This window comes from Streptomyces odonnellii (genome assembly GCF_000981895.1).
In the GTDB taxonomy this organism is placed as follows: Bacteria; Actinomycetota; Actinomycetes; order Streptomycetales; family Streptomycetaceae; genus Streptomyces; species Streptomyces odonnellii.
On record NZ_LATD01000268.1, the window covers coordinates 1 to 20321 of the forward strand.

Here is a 20321-nt window from a genome sequence, read left to right on the forward strand (position 1 = left end):
CCCCAGGGCGCTCCTCCGGGGTGGGGAGGAGCGCCCTGGGGTCTCGGGGTCCTGGGGGCTAGGGCATCAGGTGGTAGTCAGGGAAGTTCCCCGGGGGGCGTTCGCCGGTGGGGCCGTCCGTGACCGCTCGTACGAGGAGCTCGCCGCCGACGAAGGCGCCTCGCCACGAGTGGCCGAAGCCGCCGAAGAGTTCCTCGCGGTCGCCGCGGGAGCGGGGCTTGCTGTGGCCCACCTTGAAGGCGCGGATCTGCGGGGAGAGCCGGGCGAAGGTCTCCGGGTCGTCGGTGGCGAGGGTCGCGACGAGGGCGCCGTTCGAGGCGTTCATCGCGGCCAGCAGTTCCGCCTCCGTGTCGACCAGGACGATGGTGTCGACCGGGCCGAAGGGTTCCGCGTGGTGGAGCGGGGAGGACGGGGGCGGGTTGAGCAGGGTCACCGGCGGGAGGTAGGCGCTGGTGTCCTGGCCGGGCAGGAACAGCCCGTCGTCCAGCGATCCCTCGTGCAGCGGGACCGCTCCGCGGTTGATCGCCTCGGCGACATGGTCCGCCAGTTCCTTGGCCTTGGCCGCGTTGATCAGCGGTCCGAAGTCCAGTTCGGGCAGCGGGTCGCCGGGCTGCTCGACCGCCAGGGGGTGGCCCAGACGGATGGAGCGTACGGCGGGGAGGTACGCCGCGAGGAAGTCCGCGAACAGCGAGCGCTGGACGACGAAGCGCGGATACGCCGTGCAGCGCTGCTTGCCGTAGTCGAACAGCTTGGGGATCACACCGGTCAGCGCGGTCCAGTCGCTGTAGTTCCAGATGCCCCAGGTGTTGAGGCCCTCCTGTTCGAGCACATGGCGCTTGCCGAGATCGGCGACCGCGGTGGCGATCCTGGCGCCGGTGTCCCGGCCGCCGACGAAGGAGACACATCCGATCTCCGGCGAGCGCACGAGCGCCCCGGAGAGTTCGCCGCCGCTGCCGCTGACCAGGGTGGCGGGGATGCCCTCCCGTACGGCGAGCGCGCAGGCCAGCGTCAGACAGGCCACTCCCCCGTCGGTCGGTGCCTTGGCGATCACCGCGTTGCCGGCCAGGGCCTGCACCAGCATCGCGTGGACCAGGACCGACATCGGGTAGTTCCAGCTCGCGATGTTCGAGACCGGGCCCGCCAGCGGGGTCCGGCCCTCCAGCATCCGGTCCACGTTGTCGACGTACCAGCGCACGCCGTCGATCGCACGGTCGACGTCGGCCTGGGCGAGCCGCCACGGCTTGCCGATCTCCCAGACGAGGAGAAGGGCGAGCAGTTCGCGGTGCTCGGTGAGCGCGTCGAGTGTGGCACTGACCCGTGCCTTGCGCTCGGACAGCGGGGTGTGCCGCCATGCCCTGTGCTCGTCCAGACAGGCCCGCACGGCCTGCTGAGCGGTGGCGGCGTCCAGCCGGGGCGGCCCCGCTATGGGGCTGCCGTCGACCGGGCTGGTGGCGGGCAGGGCGCGGCCTTCGGACTGCCATGTCCCTGCCCAGAGGTTACGGACCCGGTCGTCGTAGAACGCCTCGGGAGCCACCGCGAGGCAGCGCTCCCAGGCGTCGGACCAGGCCGTGCCGGGCTTGAGTGTCAATGTCAATTGAGGAACGAGGGTGGGTGCCATTGAGGGTCTCCGCTCTCAGGCGCGGTAGATGACATAGCTCGGCTTGTCTGCCGTCGATAGAAAAACAGGAGGTCACAGCCTCTGTGCCGTAACCTGCGGTGCCCGGCGTCTCGGGCGCGACGGCAGTGAGTCGGTTCGGGCGTGTGACACGCACTCCTTTCAATTATGAGTGACCTCACGCGTCACCGCGAGGCGGTCGAGGACCAGCCGGGCGGTCTCGGAGGGGGTGGAGCCGACTCGTACGCCGACCGCTTCGAGAGCGCGTTTCTTCGCCTCGGCGGTGCCGGACGAGCCGGAGACGATCGCGCCCGCGTGACCCATGGTCTTGCCCTCGGGTGCGGTGAATCCGGCGATGTAGCCGATCACGGGTTTGGTGACATGGCCGGCGATATAGGCGGCGGCACGCTCCTCCGCGTCGCCGCCGATCTCGCCGATGAGGACGATCAGCTCGGTGTCCGGGTCGTCCTCGAAGGCGGCGAGGCAGTCGATGTGGGTGGTGCCCACGACGGGGTCGCCGCCGATGCCGACCGCCGAGGAGAAGCCGGTCTCCCGCAGCTCGTACATGAGCTGGTAGGTGAGCGTGCCCGACTTGGAGACCAGGCCGATCCGGCCGGGCTTGGCGGCGATGTCCGCCGGGATGATGCCGGCGTTGGACTGTCCCGGGCTGATCAGTCCGGGGCAGTTGGGGCCGACGATACGGGTGCCGCGCTGCTTGGCGTACGCCTGGAAGACGACGGCGTCATGAACAGGGATGCCCTCGGTGATCACGACCGCGAGCCCGATCCCCGCGTCCGCCGCCTCGATGACGGCGGCCTTGGCGAAGGGCGGCGGTACGAAGACGACGGTGACATCCGCGCCCGTCGCCTCCATGCCCTCGCGCACCGAGCCGAAGACGGGTACGGCACGGTCGTCGAAGTCGACGGTACGGCCCGCCTTGCGCGGGTTCACACCGCCGACGACATCGGTGCCGCCGGCGAGCATCCGCCGGGTGTGCTTCATGCCCTCGGCGCCGGTCATGCCCTGGACGAGGACCTTGCTCTCCTTGGTCAGGAAGATCGCCATGGTGTCCGCTCTCCTTAATCCGGGTTGGCAGGCGTCTTATCCGGCGGACGCGAGTACGGCGGCCTGGCGGGCCGCGCCGTCCATCGTGCTGACCTGGTCCACGAGCGGGTGCGCGCGATCCGCGAGGATCGCCCGGCCGCGGGCAGCGCTGTTGCCGTCGAGGCGTACGACGAGCGGCTTGGTGAGCCGTACGGTCTCCAGCGCCTGGACGATTCCCTCGGCGACGGCGTCGCAGGCCGTGATGCCGCCGAAGACATTGACGAACACGGATTTGACGTCGGGGTCGGAGAGGATCACGGACAGTCCGTCCGCCATGACCTGAGCGGACGCCCCTCCCCCGATGTCGAGGAAGTTGGCGGGGCGGACGCCGCAGCCGGCGACCACGTCCAGGGTGGACATCACCAGGCCCGCGCCGTTGCCGATGATGCCGACCTCGCCGTCGAGTTTGACGTAGTTGAGGCCCTTTGCCGTGGCGGCGGCTTCGAGCGGATCGGCGCCCGGGTCCTCCGATGTCTCGCCCCAACGCTCTTGCCTGAAGCGAGCGTTGTCGTCAAGGGTCACTTTGCCGTCGAGGGCGATTATCGGCCCATTCGAAGTGCGCACCAAAGGGTTCACTTCGACCAGCAGAGCGTCCTCGCGGACCAGTACCTGCCACAGCGCCTGGAGTACCGGAACGGTCTCCGCGGGCAGTTTCGCGGCCGCCGCGATCTCCGCCGCCTTGGTCTCGGTGACCCCTTCGGCGGGGTCGACGGGGATCCTGGCGACGGCCTCGGGACGGGTCGCCGCGACCTCCTCGATCTCCATTCCGCCCTCGGCGGAGGCGATCGCGAGGAAGACCCCGGCGGCCCGGTCGAGCACGTACGAGACGTAGTACTCGGCCTCTATATCGACTGGTTGGGCCAGCATCACCTTGCTGACGGTGTGGCCCTTGATGTCCATGCCGAGGATCTGACGGGCGGTCAGTTCGGCGGCCGCCGGGTCGCTCGCGAGCTTCACCCCGCCCGCCTTGCCCCGGCCCCCTGTCTTCACCTGTGCCTTGACGACCACTCGGCCGCCGAGCCGCTCGGCGGCGAACCGTGCCTCCCTGGCGAGCTCCACCACCTCGGCCTCGGGTACCGGTATGCCGTAGTCCGCGAAGAGTTCTCTTGCCTGGTGCTCATACAGATCCATGCCGGCTCCCTTTTGACGAAAGTGCCGCACGCCCCCTGGACACCATCCACTGGATGCGGGATAACAAGCTTCATACAGTATTCGTCGACTGTATGCAATGTACTGAGAGGGCGACAGCCCTCCCCTACGAAGGGACAGGACCGTCCTCATGCCCGATGACAGCCAGGGAGTCGTTTCCGGTGGTCAGCAGGTCGCCGGAGCGCTCAAAGCGGAAGGCGTGGACGTCGTCTACGCGGTCCGTGGCGCCCATGTCACGGGCATGTACGAGAGCTGCGCCGAGGCGGGCATCGACATCGTCGAGGTACGGCACGAGCGGGTCGCCGTTCACGCGGCGGACGGTCATGCCAGGGTCACCGGGAAGCCCGGCTGCGCGGTCGTGACCGCCGGACCCGGTACCACCGACGCCATCACGGGCGTGGCCACCGCGCTGCGCGCCGAGTCCCCCATGCTGCTGATCGGCGGCCAGGGGGAGCAAGGCCCGTACGGTACGGCCTCGTTCCGCGACCTGCCGCAGCTCGACATGATGACCCCGGTCACCAAGTACGCCGCCGCCGTGCCCGGTCCGGCGGGAGCGGCCCGCATGGTGTCGACGGCGTTCCGCGCGTGCCGGCAGGGCGCTCCCGGTCCGTCCTTCCTGGAGATCCCCCGTGACGTACTGGACGCCAAGGTGCCGATGGAGGAGGCCCGGATCGCCGAGGCCGGTCACCACAGGACCGAGGCCTGCCCGGCCGGTGACCCCGAGGCCGTCGAGAAGCTCGCCGATCTGCTCGTACGGGCCGACCGTCCGGCGGTCCTGCTCGGCAGCCAGGTGGGGACGGCCGGCGGGGCCGACGCGGCCGTGGAGCTCGTACGGGCGCTGAACGTACCCGCCTTCATGAACGGGACGGCGCGCGGCACCCTGGCACCCGACGACCCGCACCACTTCCAGCTCTCCCGGCGCTACGCCTTCTCCAACGCCGACCTCGTCATCGTGGTCGGCACCCCCTTCGACTTCCGCGTGGGGTACGGGAAGCGGATCTCTCCGGCGGCGACCGTCGCCCGGATCGACCTCGACCACCGCGCGGTGGACGGGGACCCCGGTATCGCCCTCGGCATCGTGGGCGACGCGGGGCTCGTACTCTCCTCGGTCACCCAGGCCGCCTGCGGACGCCTCGACAACGGCTCCGTACGGCGTAGGGCGTGGCTGGACGAGCTGCGCGCCGCGGAGCGTACGGCGCTGGACATGCGGCTGCCGCAGCTCACCTCGGACACCGCGCCGGTCCACCCGTACCGGCTGGTGAGCGAGATCGACGAGTTCCTCACCGAGGACTCCCTCTTCATCGGCGACGGCGGCGACATCGTCACCCTCGCCGGCCAGACCGTACGGCCCAAGTCCCGCGGCCACTGGCTGGACGCGGGCCCCCTCGGCACCCCCGGTACCGGTGTCCCGTTCGCCCTCGCCGCCAAGCGGGCGCGGCCGGGCGCGGAGATCGTGGCGCTCTTCGGAGAAGGCGCCTTCGCGCCGACCGGCTGGGACTTCGAGACGCTCGTCCGCAACAACCTCCCGTTCATCGGGGTCGTCGGCAACAACTCGCCGGCGCATCCGATCCGTTACGGCCGGGCCGCCACCTACGGCCGGGAGCGGGAGCGGACCGCCGACACCCTCGGCGATGTCCCCTATGACAAGTTCGCCCAGTTGCTGGGCGGTTACGGCGAGGAGGTCCGTGAACCGGCAGATATCGCGCCCGCGCTCCGCAGGGCGCGGGAGTCCGGGCGGCCCTCGCTGATCAACGTCTGGGTCGACCCGGACGCGTACGCCCCCGGAACCATGAACCAGACCCTGTACAAGTAGAGGAGCCCCCTGATGACGCAGGCTCTTGAGACCCCTTCGGGAACGAAGGCGCTCGCCGGTATACGTGTACTGGACATGACGCACGTCCAGTCCGGCCCCTCGGCGACGCAGTTGCTCGGCTGGCTCGGCGCGGATGTGGTGAAGCTGGAGGCTCCGACCGGCGACATCACCCGTAAGCAGCTCCGCGACATCCCCGATGTCGACTCGCTGTACTTCACGATGCTCAACTGCAACAAGCGGTCCATCACCCTCAACACCAAGACCGAGCGCGGCAAGGAGATCCTCACGGAACTCATCGGCCGCTCGGACATCATGGTCGAGAACTTCGGCCCGGGGGCCGTCGACCGCATGGGTTTCACCTGGGAGCGCATCCGGGAGATCAACCCGCGGATCATCTACGCCTCCATCAAGGGCTTCGGCGAGGGTCCGTACACCAATTTCAAGGCGTACGAGGTCGTCGCGCAGGCCATGGGCGGTTCGATGGCCACCACCGGCTTCGAGGACGGTCCCCCGCTCGCGACCGGCGCGCAGATCGGCGACTCCGGCACCGGCATCCACGCCGTCGCCGCCATTCTCGCCGCGCTCTTCCAGCGTGAGCACACCGGCCGCGGCCAGCGGGTCAATGTGGCGATGCAGCACGCCGTGCTCAACCTCTGCCGGGTGAAGCTGCGCGACCAGCAGCGGCTCGCCAGCGGCCCGCTCGCCGAGTACCCGAACGAGGACTTCGGCGACCAGGTGCCGCGCAGCGGCAACGCCAGCGGCGGCGGACAGCCCGGCTGGGCCGTCAGATGCGCGCCGGGTGGCCCCAACGACTACGTGTACGTCATCATCCAGCCGGTCGGCTGGCGGCCCGTCACCGAGCTGATGGGCCGGCCTGAGCTGGCGGACGACCCCGAGTGGGCGACCCCGGAGGCCCGGCTGCCCAAGCTGGGCAAGATGTTCCAGCTCATCGAGGAGTGGACCAGCACACTGCCCAAGTGGGAGGTGCTGGAGAAGCTCAACGCCCACAACATCCCGTGCGGCCCGATCCTCTCCACCAAGGAGATCATCGAGGACGCCTCGCTGGCGGACAACGAGATGGTCATCGAGGTCCCGCACCCCGAGCGCGGTTCGTTCACCACCGTCGGCAGCCCGCTGAAGCTGTCCGACTCCCCCGTGGACGTGGTCACCTCGCCTCTCCTGGGCGAGCACAACGAGGAGATCTACGCCGGCGAACTCGGTCTGGACGACGAGGAATTGCGCGTGCTCAAGGCGAACGGAGTCATCTAGCAGTGGACACCACGGAACCGCGTCAGAGGGCCGTACGCGCCGTCCTGGACGCCGCGCTCGCCGACGGACGTAGGGCTCTGACCGCTCCGGAGGGCAAGGCCGTCACGGACGCCTACGGCATTCCCACCCCGGCGGAGGGACTCGCCGAGGATGTCGAGGAGGCGGTGGCGCTCGCCGACCGGATCGGTTTCCCGGTCGCGCTCAAGATCGTCTCGCCCGATGTCCTGCACAAGACGGACGCGGGCGGGGTGCGGATCGGGCTGGCGTCGGCGGCCGAGGTGCGCGGTGCGTTCACCGCGATCATCACCAATGTGAAGGCATATGCCCCCGCGGCGCGGATCCTTGGTGTCCAGGTGCAGCAGATGGTGCCGGCCGGTACGGAAGTGCTGATCGGTACGGTCACCGACCCGACCTTCGGCAAGATCGTGGCCTTTGGCCTCGGCGGGGTCCTGGTGGAGGTCCTCCAGGACGTCACCTTCCGGCTCGCCCCGGCGACCAGGGACGACGCGCTGTCGATGCTGGACGGTATCCGTGCCGCCGAGGTCCTGCGCGGGGTCCGCGGCGGCGCGGCGGTGGACCGGGAGGCGCTGGCCGGGCTGGTGGTCAAGGCGTCCCGGCTCGCCGCCGACTTCCCGGAGATCGCCGAGGTCGACCTCAATCCGGTGTTCGCGTCCGCGAATGGGGTGATGGCCGCCGATGTACGGATCCTGCTGAGCTCCGAGGCTCCGGCACCGCGGCGGACGTACACCCGCGAGGAGATCCTCGTCTCGATGCGGCGGCTGATGCAGCCCCGTTCGGTGGCGGTGATCGGCGCCTCGGCCGAAGAGGGCAAGATCGGCAACTCGGTCATGCGCAACCTGGTCGATGGAGGTTTTCCGGGCGAAATACATCTGGTTAACACCAAAGCCGATGACATTCTCGGCCGTAAGGCGTACAAGAGCGTGATGGACGTGCCTGGTGAGCCTGATGTGGCGATCTTCGCGATACCCGCGGAGTTCGTCCCCGCGGCGCTGGAGGAAGTGGGCCGCAAGGGCATACCGAACGCCGTGCTGATCCCGTCCGGCTTCGCCGAGACCGGCGAGCACGAGCTCCAGGACCGGATCGTCGCGATCGGCGAGGAGTACGGCGTACGGCTGCTGGGTCCGAACATCTACGGCTACTACTCGACCTGGCAGGACCTCTGCGCCACCTTCTGCACCCCGTACGACGTCAAGGGCGGGGTGGCGCTGACCTCGCAGTCCGGCGGCATCGGGATGGCGATCCTGGGTTTCGCGAGAAGCACCAGGACGGGTGTCTCGGCGATCGTCGGCCTCGGCAACAAGTCGGATCTGGACGAGGACGATCTGCTGACCTGGTTCGGCGCGGATCCCCGTACCGAGTGCATCGCGATGCACCTGGAGGACCTCAAGGACGGCCGCGCCTTCGTCGAGGCGGCGCGGGCGACCGTACCGAAGAAGCCGGTGGTGGTCCTGAAGGCCGGGCGTACGGCGGCCGGGGCGAAGGCGGCGGGCTCGCACACGGGCGCGCTCGCCGGGGACGACGCGGTGTACGACGACATCCTGCGGCAGGCCGGGGTCATCCGGGCGCCGGGGCTCAACGAGATGCTGGAGTACGCGCGGGCGCTGCCCGTGCTGCCCACACCCCGGGGCGAGAACGTGGTGATCATCACGGGGGCGGGGGGCTCGGGTGTGCTGCTCTCGGACGCCATCGTGGACAACGGTCTGTCGCTGATGGAGATCCCGCCGGACCTGGACAAGGCGTTCCGCGCCTTCATCCCGCCCTTCGGGGCGGCGGGCAACCCGGTGGACATCACCGGCGGCGAGCCTCCGGCCACCTACGAGGCGACGATCCGGCTCGGTCTGGAGGATCCCCGGATCGACGCGCTGGTGCTGGGCTACTGGCACACGATCGTCACACCGCCGATGGCCTTCGCCGAACTGACCGCGCGTGTGGTCGCGGAGTTCGCGGACCGGGGCATCAGAAAGCCGGTGGTGGCGTCGCTCGCGGGCGATGTGGAGGTCGAGGAAGCGTGCCAGTACCTCTTCGAACGCGGCGTGGTGGCCTACCCGTACACCACCGAGAAACCGGTCGCCGTACTTGGAGCCAAGTACCGGTGGGCCAAGGCTGCGGGGCTGCTGTGAAGCGCCCCCGGCACACACAGACTGCCGGCGGTCCGGGGCCCGTGCCCCGGGTGCGGCCGGTGAGACAGGGCTGCGGAGTGTGTATGACGCACCGTCAGCTACGCTGCCCTGATGCATCGTCAGAACGTCGCACCGGTCAGGTGGTTTGGAGGTTACCCATGACCTAGCCCGCCCGGGCGAGCACGAAAGGTTTTGGACAGGGGGCGCTGGCCAGCTCTTTCGATGCAAGGGGTGCTACACCACATGACAACTACCGAGATCTCCAGTTCCGTCCCTTACAAGGAGGTGACGGACGCAAACGGCCGTGTGTACCGGATCGGTGAGACCGACCGGCACATCATGGGCCGCCCGCGTTGGACGATGGTGCTCTTCCCGTGGATGGGAATGATGGGCATCAGCTCGTCCGAGTACGCGTTCACCTCGGCGGAGGACACTCTGCACGAGGCCCATCTCTGGAGCAGCGGGCACATCTTCTGGCTGATGGGTGTCTGGATCTTCTTCCAGGCGGCCGTGGCCTTCCCCGCCGGGCAGCTCCGTGAGAGCGGCAAGCTGCCCGCCCGGTACGCCATGATGCTCGGCGCACTGGGTACGTTCCTGGGCTACCTTTCCCTGGCCTACGCGCCGCACGTGATCGTGGCGTACATAGGCTTCGGAATGTTCAGCGGTATCGGCGCCGGTCTCGTCTATGCCACCTGTGTGAACATGGTCGGCAAGTGGTATCCGGAGCGCAAGGGAGGCAAGACCGGCCTCGTCAACGGCGGTTTCGCCTACGGCTCCGTGCCCTTCGTCTTCCTCTTCACCTCGTACATGGACCTGAGCAACTACCAGACCGTTCTGGTGGCTGTCGGTGTCATCTGCTGTCTCGTGGTCGCGGTCGCCGGCTGGTTCTTCAAGGACCCGCCGAAGTACTGGTGGCCGACGGGCGCGGACCCGCTGAAGACGTCGGAGGACCCGCGGATCCGGCGTGCGCTGGAGAAGAACCCGCCGGCGCTGAAGCAGTACACACCGAAGGAAGCGGCACGGACGCCCGTGCTGTGGATGATGTGGTTCTGCCTGCTGTGCACGGCCGGCATCAACATCTTCGGTATCGCCTTCCAGGTGCCCTTCGGCAAGGACATGGGCTTCGCCGGTGGGATCGTGGCCACCGCGATGTCGCTGAAGGCGATCGTGAACGGCACGGGGCGTGGCGTCATCGGCTGGATCTCCGACCGGTACGGACGCCGCAACACACTGATCATCGTCTGCCTGGTCCTGGGCAGCGCGCAGTTCGGTGTGCTGGTCTCCGGCTCCATGGGAAGCATGCCGTTCTTCCTGTTCTGCTCGATGGTCTCCGGCTTCGGCGGCGGCGCGATCTTCCCGCTGTTCGCGGCGATGACGGCGGACTACTTCGGTGAGAACAACAACGCTTCCAACTACGGCATGGTCTACAGCTCCAAGCTGATATCCGGCCTGGTCGGCTCCGGTATGGGAGCCGTGGTGGTGGCCGCCTGGGACTACGAGGGCGCGTTCATCATCGCCGGAAGCATCGGACTCGCCTCAGCCGTACTGGCCTTGTTCCTCAAGGCGCCAGGCAGGGGCAGCAAGATCGAACCAAACCCGAACCCGATAGGCCGGGAGATAGCCTGACATGACAGCGGAACCTCTCTCCGGTACGTCCGCGCCGACCACGGCCGGCGCGGACTACCGTGAAATCACCGACGCACGCGGCCGTATCTACCGGATCGGTGAATCCGACCGGCAGATCCTCGGCCTCCCCCGCTGGACGATGGTGGCGCTGCCCTGGCTCGCCATGCTCGCCATCAGCGTCTTCGAGTACGCCTTCGGGGCTGCGGAGGAGACCCTGTCCAAGGCGCATCACTGGAGCTCGACGAACACCTTCTGGGTGCTCAGCGTCTGGATCTTCTTCCAGGCCGCTGTCTCCTTCCCGGCCGGAAGGCTGCGGGAGAAGGGCATCCTGACCAGCAGGGCCGCCATGCTCATCGGCTCGTTCTTCTCGCTGGTGGGGTTCGTCAGCCTCAGTCACGCGCCGAACATCTGGCTCGCACTGGTGGGCTTCGGCCTGCTGGGCGGGCTGGGTTCCGGACTCATCTACTCGACCTGCGTCAACATGGTCGGCAAGTGGTATCCGGAGCGCAGGGGCGGCAAAACCGGGCTGGTGAACGGGGCATTCGCCTATGGCGCCGTGCCGTTCATCTTCCTCTTCACCTACGGTTTCGACACCTCGAACTACCACACGGTGCTTGACCTGGTGGGGGTTTATGTCCTGGTGCTGACGCTGGTCTCGGGCCTGTTCTTCAAGGATCCGCCGAAGAACTGGTGGCCGGAGGAGGTAGATCCGCTCAACATCGCCGGGGATTCGAAGTCCGGGAGGGCTCTGGCCAAGAACCCTCCCGCCGTACGGCAGTTCACTCCGCAGGAGGCGCTGAGGACAGGTGTGGTGCCACTGATGTGGCTCTGCATGCTGTGCTGTGCCGGAGTGTCGATCTTCGGGATCTCGTTCCAGGTGCCGTTCGCGAAGGAGATGGGCTTCGGCCCGCTCATCGCGGCGTCGTCCATGGGCGTGATGTCGGTGATCAACGGAACCGGACGCGGTGTGGTGGGCTGGCTGTCGGACAAGCTGGGGCGGCGGACCACGCTGACCTACGTCTGTCTGACCCTGGCCGTGGCACAGTTCGGTGTGCTGTGGGCGGGCGAGATCAGGAACCAGACGCTGTTCCTGGTCTTCGCCTTCTTCTCCGGCTTCGGCGGCGGCGCTTTCTTTCCGCTGTTCGCGGCGCTGGTCCCCGACTACTTCGGGGAGAACAACAACGCCTCGAACTACGGCATGGTCTACAGCGCCAAGCTGATCAGCGGCCTGTTCGGCGGTGGCCTCGGCGCCGTCGTGGTGGCCTCCTGGGGCTTCGTCGGCGCGTATGTGGCGTCCGGTGTGGTCTCGCTGATCGCCGCGGGACTCTCACTGGTACTGCGGCAGCCCGGCGGTCCGGACCGCGGGCGAAGGACCGTCGTCCTGCCGTGGGCCCGTGCGCGCGCGTCGGGTGAGGCGCCCGCCTGACCCCGGCGGGGGCGGGCGTCTTCACACAGACGGCCCCCCGCGCGGCTTCCTTCGAAGCCGCGCGGGGGGCCGTTCCCTTTGCCCTCGGGCGAGTCGGGGCGGGATCAGGGGAAACCGGGGGACTACCGCCGCTCGCGCAGGGAGTGCAGATGCGCGGAGGACTTGCGGGCGAAGGCCAGAGAGTCCACCGGCTGGTCGTGCTCGGCCTGCCAGTGGTGGTTGCGCCGTCCGCCGTGGGTCTTGTTCACGGCGGAGATGAAGCGCTGGTAGTCGATGTCGCCGTCGCCGACGTCCACCATCCGGTAGCCGTCGCGGGCGGTGATGTCCTCGATGCCGTCCTTCACATGGAAGAGCGGGTAGCGGTGCGGCTGCTTGAGGACGTAACGCAGCGGGTCGAAGGGCGCGGGCCTGCCCTCCACCGTCTTGCTGAAGCGGAACTGGCCGGCGTACGCCCAGTAGATGTCCATCTCCAGATAGACCAGGTCGGGGTCGGTCTCGGCCAGCAGGACGTCGTAGAGCCGTACGTTCGGCTGGTCCGTGGCGAAGGAGAACTCCTCGGCGTGGTTGTGCTGGTAGAACTTCAGCCCGCGCCGCCTGGCCGCCGCGCCATAGGTGTTGAAGTCCTCGGCGGCCCGCTTCCAGGCGTCCACGGTGGAGCCGTAGCGGAACGGTCCCGAGGCGGTGCCCACATGGTCCAGGCCCAGGGTCTCGGCGTCGTCCAGGACCTGTTCGAGGTTCTGGGCGAAGCTGTAGGCGTTGGGGTCGTTGTTGTCGTAGTAGTTGACGTGGCTGCCGATGGGCTTGAGGCCGTGGTCCCTGGCCAGCCGCTTGAGCTGGGGCAGGGTGATCTCGCCCGCGGAGCCCTGGGTGTATCCGGCGAACTCGATCTCGTCGTACCCGAAGCGTTCGAGTTCGTCGAAGACCTTGGCGAAGCCGAGTGTGGAGACCTTGTCGCGCAGCGAGTAGAGCTGGATACCGAGGCGGCCGGGGGGCAGGACCGGCTGTCCCTTGCCGTGCCCGTGACCGTGACCGTGCTCATGGCCGTGGCCCGTGCCGTGGGCGGCGGCGGGGGTGGCCGCCGCGCCGAGGACCGCGGCGGCGGTGGCGCCGGCCGCGACACCGAGCATGCTCCGTCTGCTGAGCTTCTGGGCGAGCTCGGGGTCGGCTGACTTCTTGCGGCTCATGCGGAACTCCTTCTGTCAGTGGGGTGTCAGTGCAGTCCGGCAAGCTGGAGGAGCAGGGACTTCACATCGGTGGCCGCGACTCGGCCACTGACGGCTTCGGGGGCCGAGCAGAGGATGAGCGGCCCTTCGTCGTCGTTCGCGGGAAGCCGCCCGTGGCTCCCGCGGATCGGCGAGGGATCGAGGGGTACGACGGCGAGCCGGTAGCGCATCCCGAGCTTCTTGCGGGCGATCGCCTTGGCCGCCTTGAGCCGTACGTAGGGATCGAGCGGATCCATGAACAGCTCCACCGGGTCGTAGCCCGGCTTGCGGTGGATCTCGACGAGCTGCGCGAAGTCGGGTGCCCGTGCGTCGTCCAGCCAGTAGTAGTACGTGAACCACGCGTCGGGCTCGGCGATGGCCACCAGCTCGCCCGCACGCGGATGGTCCAGACCGTGCGCCTTCTTGCCCTCGTCGTCCAGAAGCTGCTCGATGCCGGGCAGATCCTGGAGTGCCTCCCGGGTCGCGTCCAGGTCCTCGGAGCGCCGTACGTACACATGGGCGAGCTGGTGGTCCGAGACTGCGAAGGCGCGGGAGGCCATCGGGTCCAGATACTCCATGCCGTCCTGGGTGTGCACCTCCAGCAGCCCGGCCCTGCGCAGCGCCCGGTTGATGTCCACGGCCCGGGAGACCCGGGTGATGCCGTACTCGGAGAGTGCGACGACCGTACGGCCCTCCGCCCTGGCCTCGTCGAGAAGCGGGGCCAGGGCGGTGTCCAGCTCGGCTGCGGCGCGGTGGGAGCGGGGGTCGTCGGGACCGTACCGCTGGAGGTCGTAGTCGAGGTGGGGCAGATAGCAGAGCGCCAGATCGGGGCGGCGGGTGCGGATGATGTGCCGGGTGGCGTCCACGATCCACTGCGAGGAGACGATGTCGGCGCCGGGGCCCCAGAAGTGGAAGAGGGGGAACGTGCCGAACTTCTCGGTGAGTTCGTCGTGCAGCGCCGGCGGGCGGGTGTAGCAGTCGGGCTCTTTGCGTCCGTCGGCGTAGTAGACCGGGCGCGGGGTGACGGTGTAGTCGGTGTCCGCGCCCATCGCGTACCACCAGCAGATATTGGCGACCGTATAGCCGGGGTGGGCGCGGCGGGCGGCGTCCCAGAGCTTGTCGCCGGAGACCAGTCCGTTGTGCTGGCGCCACAGCAGGACATCGCCCAGCTCGCGGAAGTACCAGCCGTTGCCGACGATGCCGTGCTCGGCGGGGAGCGTCCCGGTGAGGAAGGTGGACTGGGCGCTGCATGTGACGGCGGGCAGTACGGTGCTCAGCGGAGCCTTCGATCCGGCGCTCGCCAGCTTGCTCAGCCGGGGCATGTGCGGGAGCAGTTGGGGCGTGAGTCCGACGACGTCCAGTACCAGCAGGGGCGTCGGGCTCGCGGAGGTCTCCGTCTGGTTCTCTGTCATGGCAGCTCCTTGAGGCCGAGGTCGACCAGCAGGTCGCGGGCCAGGGTGAGTTCGGCGGCGATCCCCTCGGCGAGCTGGCCGCGCGAGCGGGGCCGCAGCTCCGCCGGCAGCGCCTGCCAGGTGTATGTCTCGACCTCCAGATGGCGGGTCCGCGGCTCGGCGCCGCCGATCAGCCGGGTGAGGGTGTCCTGGAGTACGGGAAGGGTGGAGGCGAGCGGCGGGGCGGGCTGGGCGTGCAGCGGCACATGGAAGTGCGCGCGCCAGGGCGCGCCGTCGGGCAGCGCCTCGCCGCCGAGCGCCTCGTCCAGATCGTCGGTGCCGCGCAGCCCGGCGGCGGTACGGGTCCGGGTCTGGTGGAGGAACCGGGGCTCGGCGAACGTGCCGAGGGCTTCCCGTACCTCGGGCAGATGCGGTTCCTCGGCGTGCAGGGCCGCCGAGAGCTGCGCCTTGGGGATGGCGATACCGGCGTCGGCCAGCGCGCCCAGCGCGGTGGCCGGGTCCTCGAAGGAGGTGGCGAGATGGCAGGTGTCGATACAGATCCCGATCCTGGCGCTGCCGAGCTCGGTGAGCGGGCCGATCGCGTCGGCGGTGGTCTCCACGGTGCAGCCGGGCTCGGGCTCCAGGGCGATCCTGATGGACTTGCCGGTCAGCTCCTCCAGCGCGTCCAGCCGCCCGGCGAGCGTGGTCAGCGCCGTACGGGCGGTGCGGGCCGCGGTGGCGTCGAACTCGGTGCGCCAGGCGAGCGGGAGGGTGGAGACGGAGCCCTCGGTGACATCGTCGGGCAGCAGCGCGGCCAGCAGCCGGGCGAGGTCGCTGGTGTGGGCGAGGCGCTCAGGGTCGGCCCAGTCCGGTTTGTAGACGTGGTACTTGACCTCTTCGGCGCCGAACCCCTCGTAGGGGAAGCCGTTCAGCGTGACGACTTCGAGGCCGCGCCGGTCCAGTTCGGCGCGGAGTCCGCGCAGCGCGGCCGGGTCATTGATCAGGGCCTGCGCGGCACCTCTGGCCAGCCAGAGCCCGATGCCGAGGCGGTCGCGGCCGAGGCGTCTGCGCACCGGCTCGCAGTGGTCGCGGAGCTGGGCGAGTACGCCTTCGAGGTTCTCGGCGGGGTGCACATTGGTGCAGTACGAGAGGTGGACGGTGGATCCGTCGGGGTGGCGGAAGCGCATGGGCTCACTCCCCGCCGCGGAGGATGGAGTTGCCCTCGTGGAGGGCCTCCGGGGCGGCGACTTCGAGCTGGAGCCGTCCGCTGAGCCCGTAGAAGGCGACGGGGTTGCGCCACAGGACCCGGTCGACGTCGTCCTCGCCGAAGCCGGCGGCGAGCATGGCGTCCGCGACCTTGCGGGTCTTGAGCGGATCGCTCTTGCCCCAGTCCGCCGCGGAGTTGACGAGCACCTTCTCGGTGCCGTGGGCCTTGAGGACGGCGACCATGCGGTCCTCGTCCATCTTGGTGTCGGGGTAGATGGAGAAGCCGAGCCAACTGCCGCTCTCCGCCGCGTCCTTGACGGTCGTCTCGTTGAGGTGGTCGAGCAGGACCCGCTCCGGGTCGAGCGCGGACTCCCGTACGACGTCGATGGTGCGGCGCAGACCGGCGAGCTTGTCGCGGTGGGGGGTGTGGACCAGCGCGGGCAGGCCGTGGTCGGCGGCGAGCTGGAGCTGCGCGGCGAGCGCGGTGTCCTCGGCCGGGGTCATCGAGTCGTAGCCGATCTCGCCGACGGCGACGACACCGTCCTTGACGAGATAGCGCGGCAGCGCGTCCAGGACGGGCGTGCAGCGCGGGTCGTTGGCCTCTTTGGGGTTGAGCGCGAGGGTGCAGTGGTGGGCGATGCCGTACTGCGCGGCGCGGAACGGTTCCCAGCCGAGGAGCGCGTCGAAGTAGTCGAAGAAGCTCTCGGGTGAGGTACGGGGCTGACCGAGCCAGAAGGACGGCTCGACCAGGGCGCGGACTCCGGAGGCGTACATCGCCTGGTAGTCGTCCGTGGTGCGGGAGGTCATATGGATGTGGGGGTCGAAGATGCGCATCAGGACTCCTCGCCGGTCAGGTGGAGCGCGTGGTACAGGTCGGCGGGTACGGGACGGCCGGCGGCGGTGCGCTCAGCCGCGAAGTCGGCGAGCATCCGGGCCAGTTCGGCGTCTCCGTGGGCACGTCTGTCCAGGCCGTCGACGGCGGCGACCGGCACACCGGTGAAGAGGCACTTGAGGATGGCGTGCCGCCAGGAGTGGGGATCGAGATGGGCGGCGGCGTACGGACCGACGGCCGCGGCGACCAGCCGGGTGTCATTGGTCCGCAGGGCGTCCTCGACCAGCGGCAGCGCACCGGGTCCGGTGACGCGCAGGGGCAGGGCGAGCAGGACGGCGCGGCGCTCGGCGGCGGTGCCCTGGTGGTAGAGCCGGGTCAGGGTGGTGAGCCCGGCGCGGGCCTCCTGGAGGAGCAGGGTGCGTACGGGGTCGGCGTGCTCCTGGCCGCAGTGGCGGCCGGCGGCGGCGAAGCGCAGCTCCCAGGGGGCGACGGCAACGTTGTCGCCCTCGTTCTCGTCCAGAGCCGCGGCGGCCTCGGCCAGGGCCGCGTCGAGCCACGCGCCGGCGGCGGCGTCCAGCCGGGGAGCCAGGTCCTCGCGGGTCGGGGCGGGCGGGTTCGAGATCATGCTGCTCCCTTCGTACGGAGGAGGAAGTCCAGGGAGGTACGGGCGAGTTCGGGGCCTGCGTGGGAGTGGCGGGGCAGTTCGACGACGGTGAGGCCCTCGTAGCCGGTGGCGGCCAGCGCGGCGAGCACCGGCGGGAAGTCGATCTCGCCCTCGCCGAACGGGAGATGCTCGTGCACTCCGCGCCGCATGTCCTCGATCTGTACGTGCCGCAGCCAGGGCGCGGCCTCGCGGACACAGTCTGCGGGCGGGGCGGGCTCCAGGCACTGGCAGTGGCCTATGTCGAGGGTCAGGCCGAGCGGTTCGGGGTCGCCGAGACGGTGTCTGAGCTGGTGGAAACCGGCGAGGTCCGACACGAGATGGCCGGGCTCCGGCTCGACGGCGAGCGGTACGTCGGCGTTCTCGGCGGCGGCGATCACCGGGGTGAGCGCCTCTTCGAGCCGCTTCCACGCGGTGTCGGTGTCGGTGCCCGCCGGGGTGACCCCGCTGAAGCAGTGCACGGCGTGCGCGCCGAGGTCGGCGGCGACCTGAACGGCCGTCACCAGCAGTCCGGTACGGGCGGCGCGGTCCTCGGGGTCGGGGTCGAGCAGGGTGGGGCCGTGCTTGCGGCGCGGGTCGAGCACATACCGGCCGCCGGTCTCGACGGTGACCCCGAGCCCCATCTCCCCCAGCCGCCGGGCGACGCGGTCGACACGGGCGGGCAGATCGGGGGCCATGGGGTCGAGATGCATATGGTCGAGGGTGAGCCCGACACCGTCGTATCCGAGATCGGCCAGGAGCCCGAGCGCGTCGTCGAGCCGGAGATCGGTGAGCCCGTTGGTGCCGTATCCGAAGCGCAGACTCATGTGGGGCTCACTTTCCGTGCGAAGGTCCGTGCCAGTGGTACGAGTCCCAGTACGCCGAGCGCGGTCCCGGCGGCTCCGCCCCGCGCGGCGAGCGCCGCCTGGAGCGGGATCATGGCCCGGATCCCGCCGCCCACGGCGCGCTGGGTGAGCGGTGGGGAGGGGTTGAGCGCGGCGTGCGCCAGGGGCTTTCCGGCGGTCCCCGCGTATACGGCGGCGAGGCCCCCGGACAGCAGCGCGGCGGCGGAGCGCTCGGCGCGCATGCGCCGGCCGGTGAGGACGCCCAGGCCCGCGGTCGCCCCGAGCGCGGCGAGCGGCGCTGCGGTCGAACCGCCCTGTGCCTCCTGCCGCGAGACCACGGTGACGGCGACCGTATGCGCCCCGAGCACTCCGGCTGCGCCCAGGGCCTTGCGCGCTCCGGCGGCCGCGGGGAGCGCGCCCCGGGAACTGGTGGCCGTCGCGCCGAGGAGCAGGTCCAGGGAGCGGGCCGCGCCCATCGCCACGGGGCCCGCCGGGGTGTGCTTGAGGCGGAGGTCGTACGACCAGACCGCGGCGGCCAGCGCCGTACCGACCGCCAGGGACGGCCGGCCCGCCCGGGACGCCAGGGCCAGACCCGCGGCGGTCAGCCCGGCCGCGGCCGTCAGCGCCGCCCCGGGGGTGATACGGCCCGAGGGGATCGGGCGGTGCGGGCGGTCCACGGCGTCCTCGTCGCGGTCCGCCCAGTCGTTGAGCGCCATGCCCGCCTCGTACAGGCAGAGCGAGGCGCCCACCGCGTACGCCGTGCCCCGGTTGGCGCGTACGCCGGCCGCCGCCGCGCCGGCCAGGGCGTCGCCCGGGACCGTGAACAGCGCCGACACCCGCAGCAGTTCGGCCCAGGCCCGCAGGCCGGAGCGCAGGCTCACCGGGCCTCCCGCAGCCGGTCCGCCCCGCGCAGCCGGTCAGCGAAGCCGAGCAGCGCCTCGAACTGTTCCGCGAGCGCGGAGGAGCCGCCGTCCGGGTCCTTGAAGTAGAAGCCCAGCTCGGGCAGCGGGCCGCTCAGCCCCGCCTCGTGGGCGCGCGACACCAGCCGTGCCAGGTCGAGCACCAGCGGCGCGGCCAGCGCCGAGTCGCAGCCCTGCCAGATCGTCTGGAGGATCATCCGCGAGCCGAGGAAGCCGTCGAAGGCGATGTGGTCCCAGGCCGTCTTCCAGTCACCCAGCGCCGGGACGTCGTCGATATGGACCTCGCCCTCCGGCGCCGTGCCCAGGGTGTCCGCCAGGACACGCTCCTTGCCCGCGTTCTTGGCCGCCGCCGCGCCCGGGTCGGCCAGCGCCGCTCCGTCCCCGCCGCCCAGCAGGTTCGTGCCCGACCAGGCCCGTACGGTCAGGGCACGCTGCACGAACATCGGGGCGAGCACGGAACGGAGCAGCGTCTGGCCTGTCTTGCCGTCGCGGCCGGCGTGGGGAAGTCCGCCGGCCTCGGCGGCCGCTGTGAGGGCCGGGGTGCGCAGCCCGGTGGAGGGCGTGAAGTTGACGTACGAGCAGCCGGCCCGTACCGCGGCCGCCGCGTACAGCGAGCTGGCGGGCAGCCGCGGGTCGTCGGGCGCGGGGGTGGGCTCGGTGGAGGAGACATTGACGACGACGGTCCGCGCGACTCCGGTGCGCCGCGCGAAGTCGCTCAGGTCGGCGGCGAAGGCGGCGATGAGTTCCTCGTCGCTCCTGGTGTCCCCCGGCTGGGGGCCGCCGGTCCTGATCTCCTGGTCGGCGGCGGTGAGTTCGGCGTGGATCGCGGCGGGCAGGCCATGCGGGAGCACGCCCGCCGCGGTCAGTTCCTCGGCGCGCTTGGGCAGCGGACAGCTCACCGTGTCATGTCCGCCGAAGACGAGGGAGGAGAGGGCGGGCAGGCCCGTCCCGCTGAAGGGCGGGGTCTCGGTGACCAGGCCCGTCGCGGGGTGGAGTCCCGCCGTGACCGCCGCGCATCCCGCGACAGCCGTCGTGGCGACGGAGCCGCGGGCTCCGACGAACCAGACTCCGGTGCGTACTGCAGTCGATTCCGTACCGCTCGTCGTCACGGGCTGCCTCCCTGCCGGTGGTGTGGTGTGGTT

The 20321-nt window shown here is 70.1% G+C and carries 16 protein-coding genes; 5 read left to right on the top strand and 11 right to left on the bottom strand.

What is annotated here, in order from left to right; translation table 11 throughout:
- Positions 1-58 precede the first annotated feature (58 nt).
- From WH07_RS23600 to sucC, 3 genes are all read right to left on the bottom strand, one after another.
- The gene (locus WH07_RS23600) at positions 59-1618 is read right to left on the bottom strand and encodes an aldehyde dehydrogenase family protein (protein WP_046503571.1); all 1560 of its coding nucleotides are present in this window, start codon (positions 1616-1618) and stop codon (positions 59-61) included.
- Positions 1619-1777: 159 nt separating this feature from the next.
- The gene (gene sucD / locus WH07_RS23605; protein ID WP_046503574.1) at positions 1778-2680 is read right to left on the bottom strand and encodes a succinate--CoA ligase subunit alpha; all 903 of its coding nucleotides are present in this window, start codon (positions 2678-2680) and stop codon (positions 1778-1780) included.
- A gap of 36 nt (positions 2681-2716) precedes the next feature.
- On the bottom strand, positions 2717-3850 hold the full coding sequence (sucC, locus tag WH07_RS23610; protein ID WP_046503577.1) for an ADP-forming succinate--CoA ligase subunit beta: 1134 nt from the start codon (positions 3848-3850) through the stop codon (positions 2717-2719).
- Positions 3851-3998: 148 nt separating this feature from the next.
- Between sucC and WH07_RS23615 the strand changes: the two genes are divergently transcribed.
- The 5 genes from WH07_RS23615 (at position 3999) to WH07_RS23635 (ending at position 12143) form a co-directional block, all read left to right on the top strand.
- Positions 3999-5681 (top strand): thiamine pyrophosphate-binding protein, encoded by a 1683-nt coding sequence (locus WH07_RS23615; protein ID WP_046503580.1) that lies wholly within the window; start codon positions 3999-4001, stop codon positions 5679-5681.
- Positions 5682-5693: 12 nt separating this feature from the next.
- A complete protein-coding gene (gene frc, locus WH07_RS23620; protein WP_046503583.1) occupies positions 5694-6950 on the top strand; it encodes a formyl-CoA transferase in 1257 nt (418 codons plus the stop codon).
- Positions 6951-6952: 2 nt separating this feature from the next.
- Positions 6953-9091 carry an acetate--CoA ligase family protein gene (locus WH07_RS23625; protein WP_046503586.1) on the top strand — a complete coding sequence of 713 codons (2139 nt, stop codon included), beginning with the start codon at positions 6953-6955 and terminating at the stop codon, positions 9089-9091.
- A gap of 243 nt (positions 9092-9334) precedes the next feature.
- Positions 9335-10717, top strand: coding sequence for an OFA family MFS transporter (locus tag WH07_RS23630; RefSeq protein ID WP_046503589.1), 1383 nt, complete (start codon positions 9335-9337; stop codon positions 10715-10717).
- A gap of 1 nt (position 10718) precedes the next feature.
- Positions 10719-12143, top strand: a complete 1425-nt coding sequence (locus WH07_RS23635) for an OFA family MFS transporter (protein WP_046503592.1) — start codon at positions 10719-10721, stop codon at positions 12141-12143.
- A gap of 122 nt (positions 12144-12265) precedes the next feature.
- On the opposite strand, the gene WH07_RS23640 is transcribed toward WH07_RS23635, so the two are convergent.
- The 8 genes from WH07_RS23640 to WH07_RS23675 are packed head-to-tail and all read right to left on the bottom strand — an operon-like array spanning position 12266 to position 20288.
- Positions 12266-13327, bottom strand: coding sequence for a sugar phosphate isomerase/epimerase family protein (locus WH07_RS23640; RefSeq protein ID WP_046503594.1), 1062 nt, complete (start codon positions 13325-13327; stop codon positions 12266-12268).
- A 26-nt stretch (positions 13328-13353) separates the two neighbouring features.
- A complete protein-coding gene (locus WH07_RS23645) occupies positions 13354-14757 on the bottom strand; it encodes an alkaline phosphatase family protein (protein WP_046503597.1) in 1404 nt (467 codons plus the stop codon).
- A complete protein-coding gene (eboE, locus tag WH07_RS23650) occupies positions 14754-15923 on the bottom strand; it encodes a metabolite traffic protein EboE (protein WP_046503600.1) in 1170 nt (389 codons plus the stop codon). Before eboE ends, WH07_RS23645 begins: the two co-directional genes overlap by 4 nt.
- 4 nt (positions 15924-15927) lie before the next feature.
- Positions 15928-16776 carry a TatD family hydrolase gene (locus WH07_RS23655; protein WP_046503602.1) on the bottom strand — a complete coding sequence of 283 codons (849 nt, stop codon included), beginning with the start codon at positions 16774-16776 and terminating at the stop codon, positions 15928-15930.
- Complete coding sequence (locus tag WH07_RS23660; RefSeq protein WP_046503606.1) at positions 16776-17399, bottom strand: EboA domain-containing protein; 624 nt, start codon at positions 17397-17399, stop codon at positions 16776-16778. The genes WH07_RS23655 and WH07_RS23660 overlap by 1 nt, the downstream gene beginning before the upstream one ends.
- Positions 17396-18241, bottom strand: a complete 846-nt coding sequence (locus WH07_RS23665) for a sugar phosphate isomerase/epimerase family protein (protein ID WP_046503607.1) — start codon at positions 18239-18241, stop codon at positions 17396-17398. Before WH07_RS23665 ends, WH07_RS23660 begins: the two co-directional genes overlap by 4 nt.
- Complete coding sequence (locus tag WH07_RS23670) at positions 18238-19140, bottom strand: SCO3242 family prenyltransferase (protein ID WP_232789032.1); 903 nt, start codon at positions 19138-19140, stop codon at positions 18238-18240. The genes WH07_RS23665 and WH07_RS23670 overlap by 4 nt, the downstream gene beginning before the upstream one ends.
- Positions 19137-20288, bottom strand: a complete 1152-nt coding sequence (locus WH07_RS23675) for an inositol-3-phosphate synthase (protein WP_046503609.1) — start codon at positions 20286-20288, stop codon at positions 19137-19139. Before WH07_RS23675 ends, WH07_RS23670 begins: the two co-directional genes overlap by 4 nt.
- Positions 20289-20321: the final 33 nt, after the last annotated feature.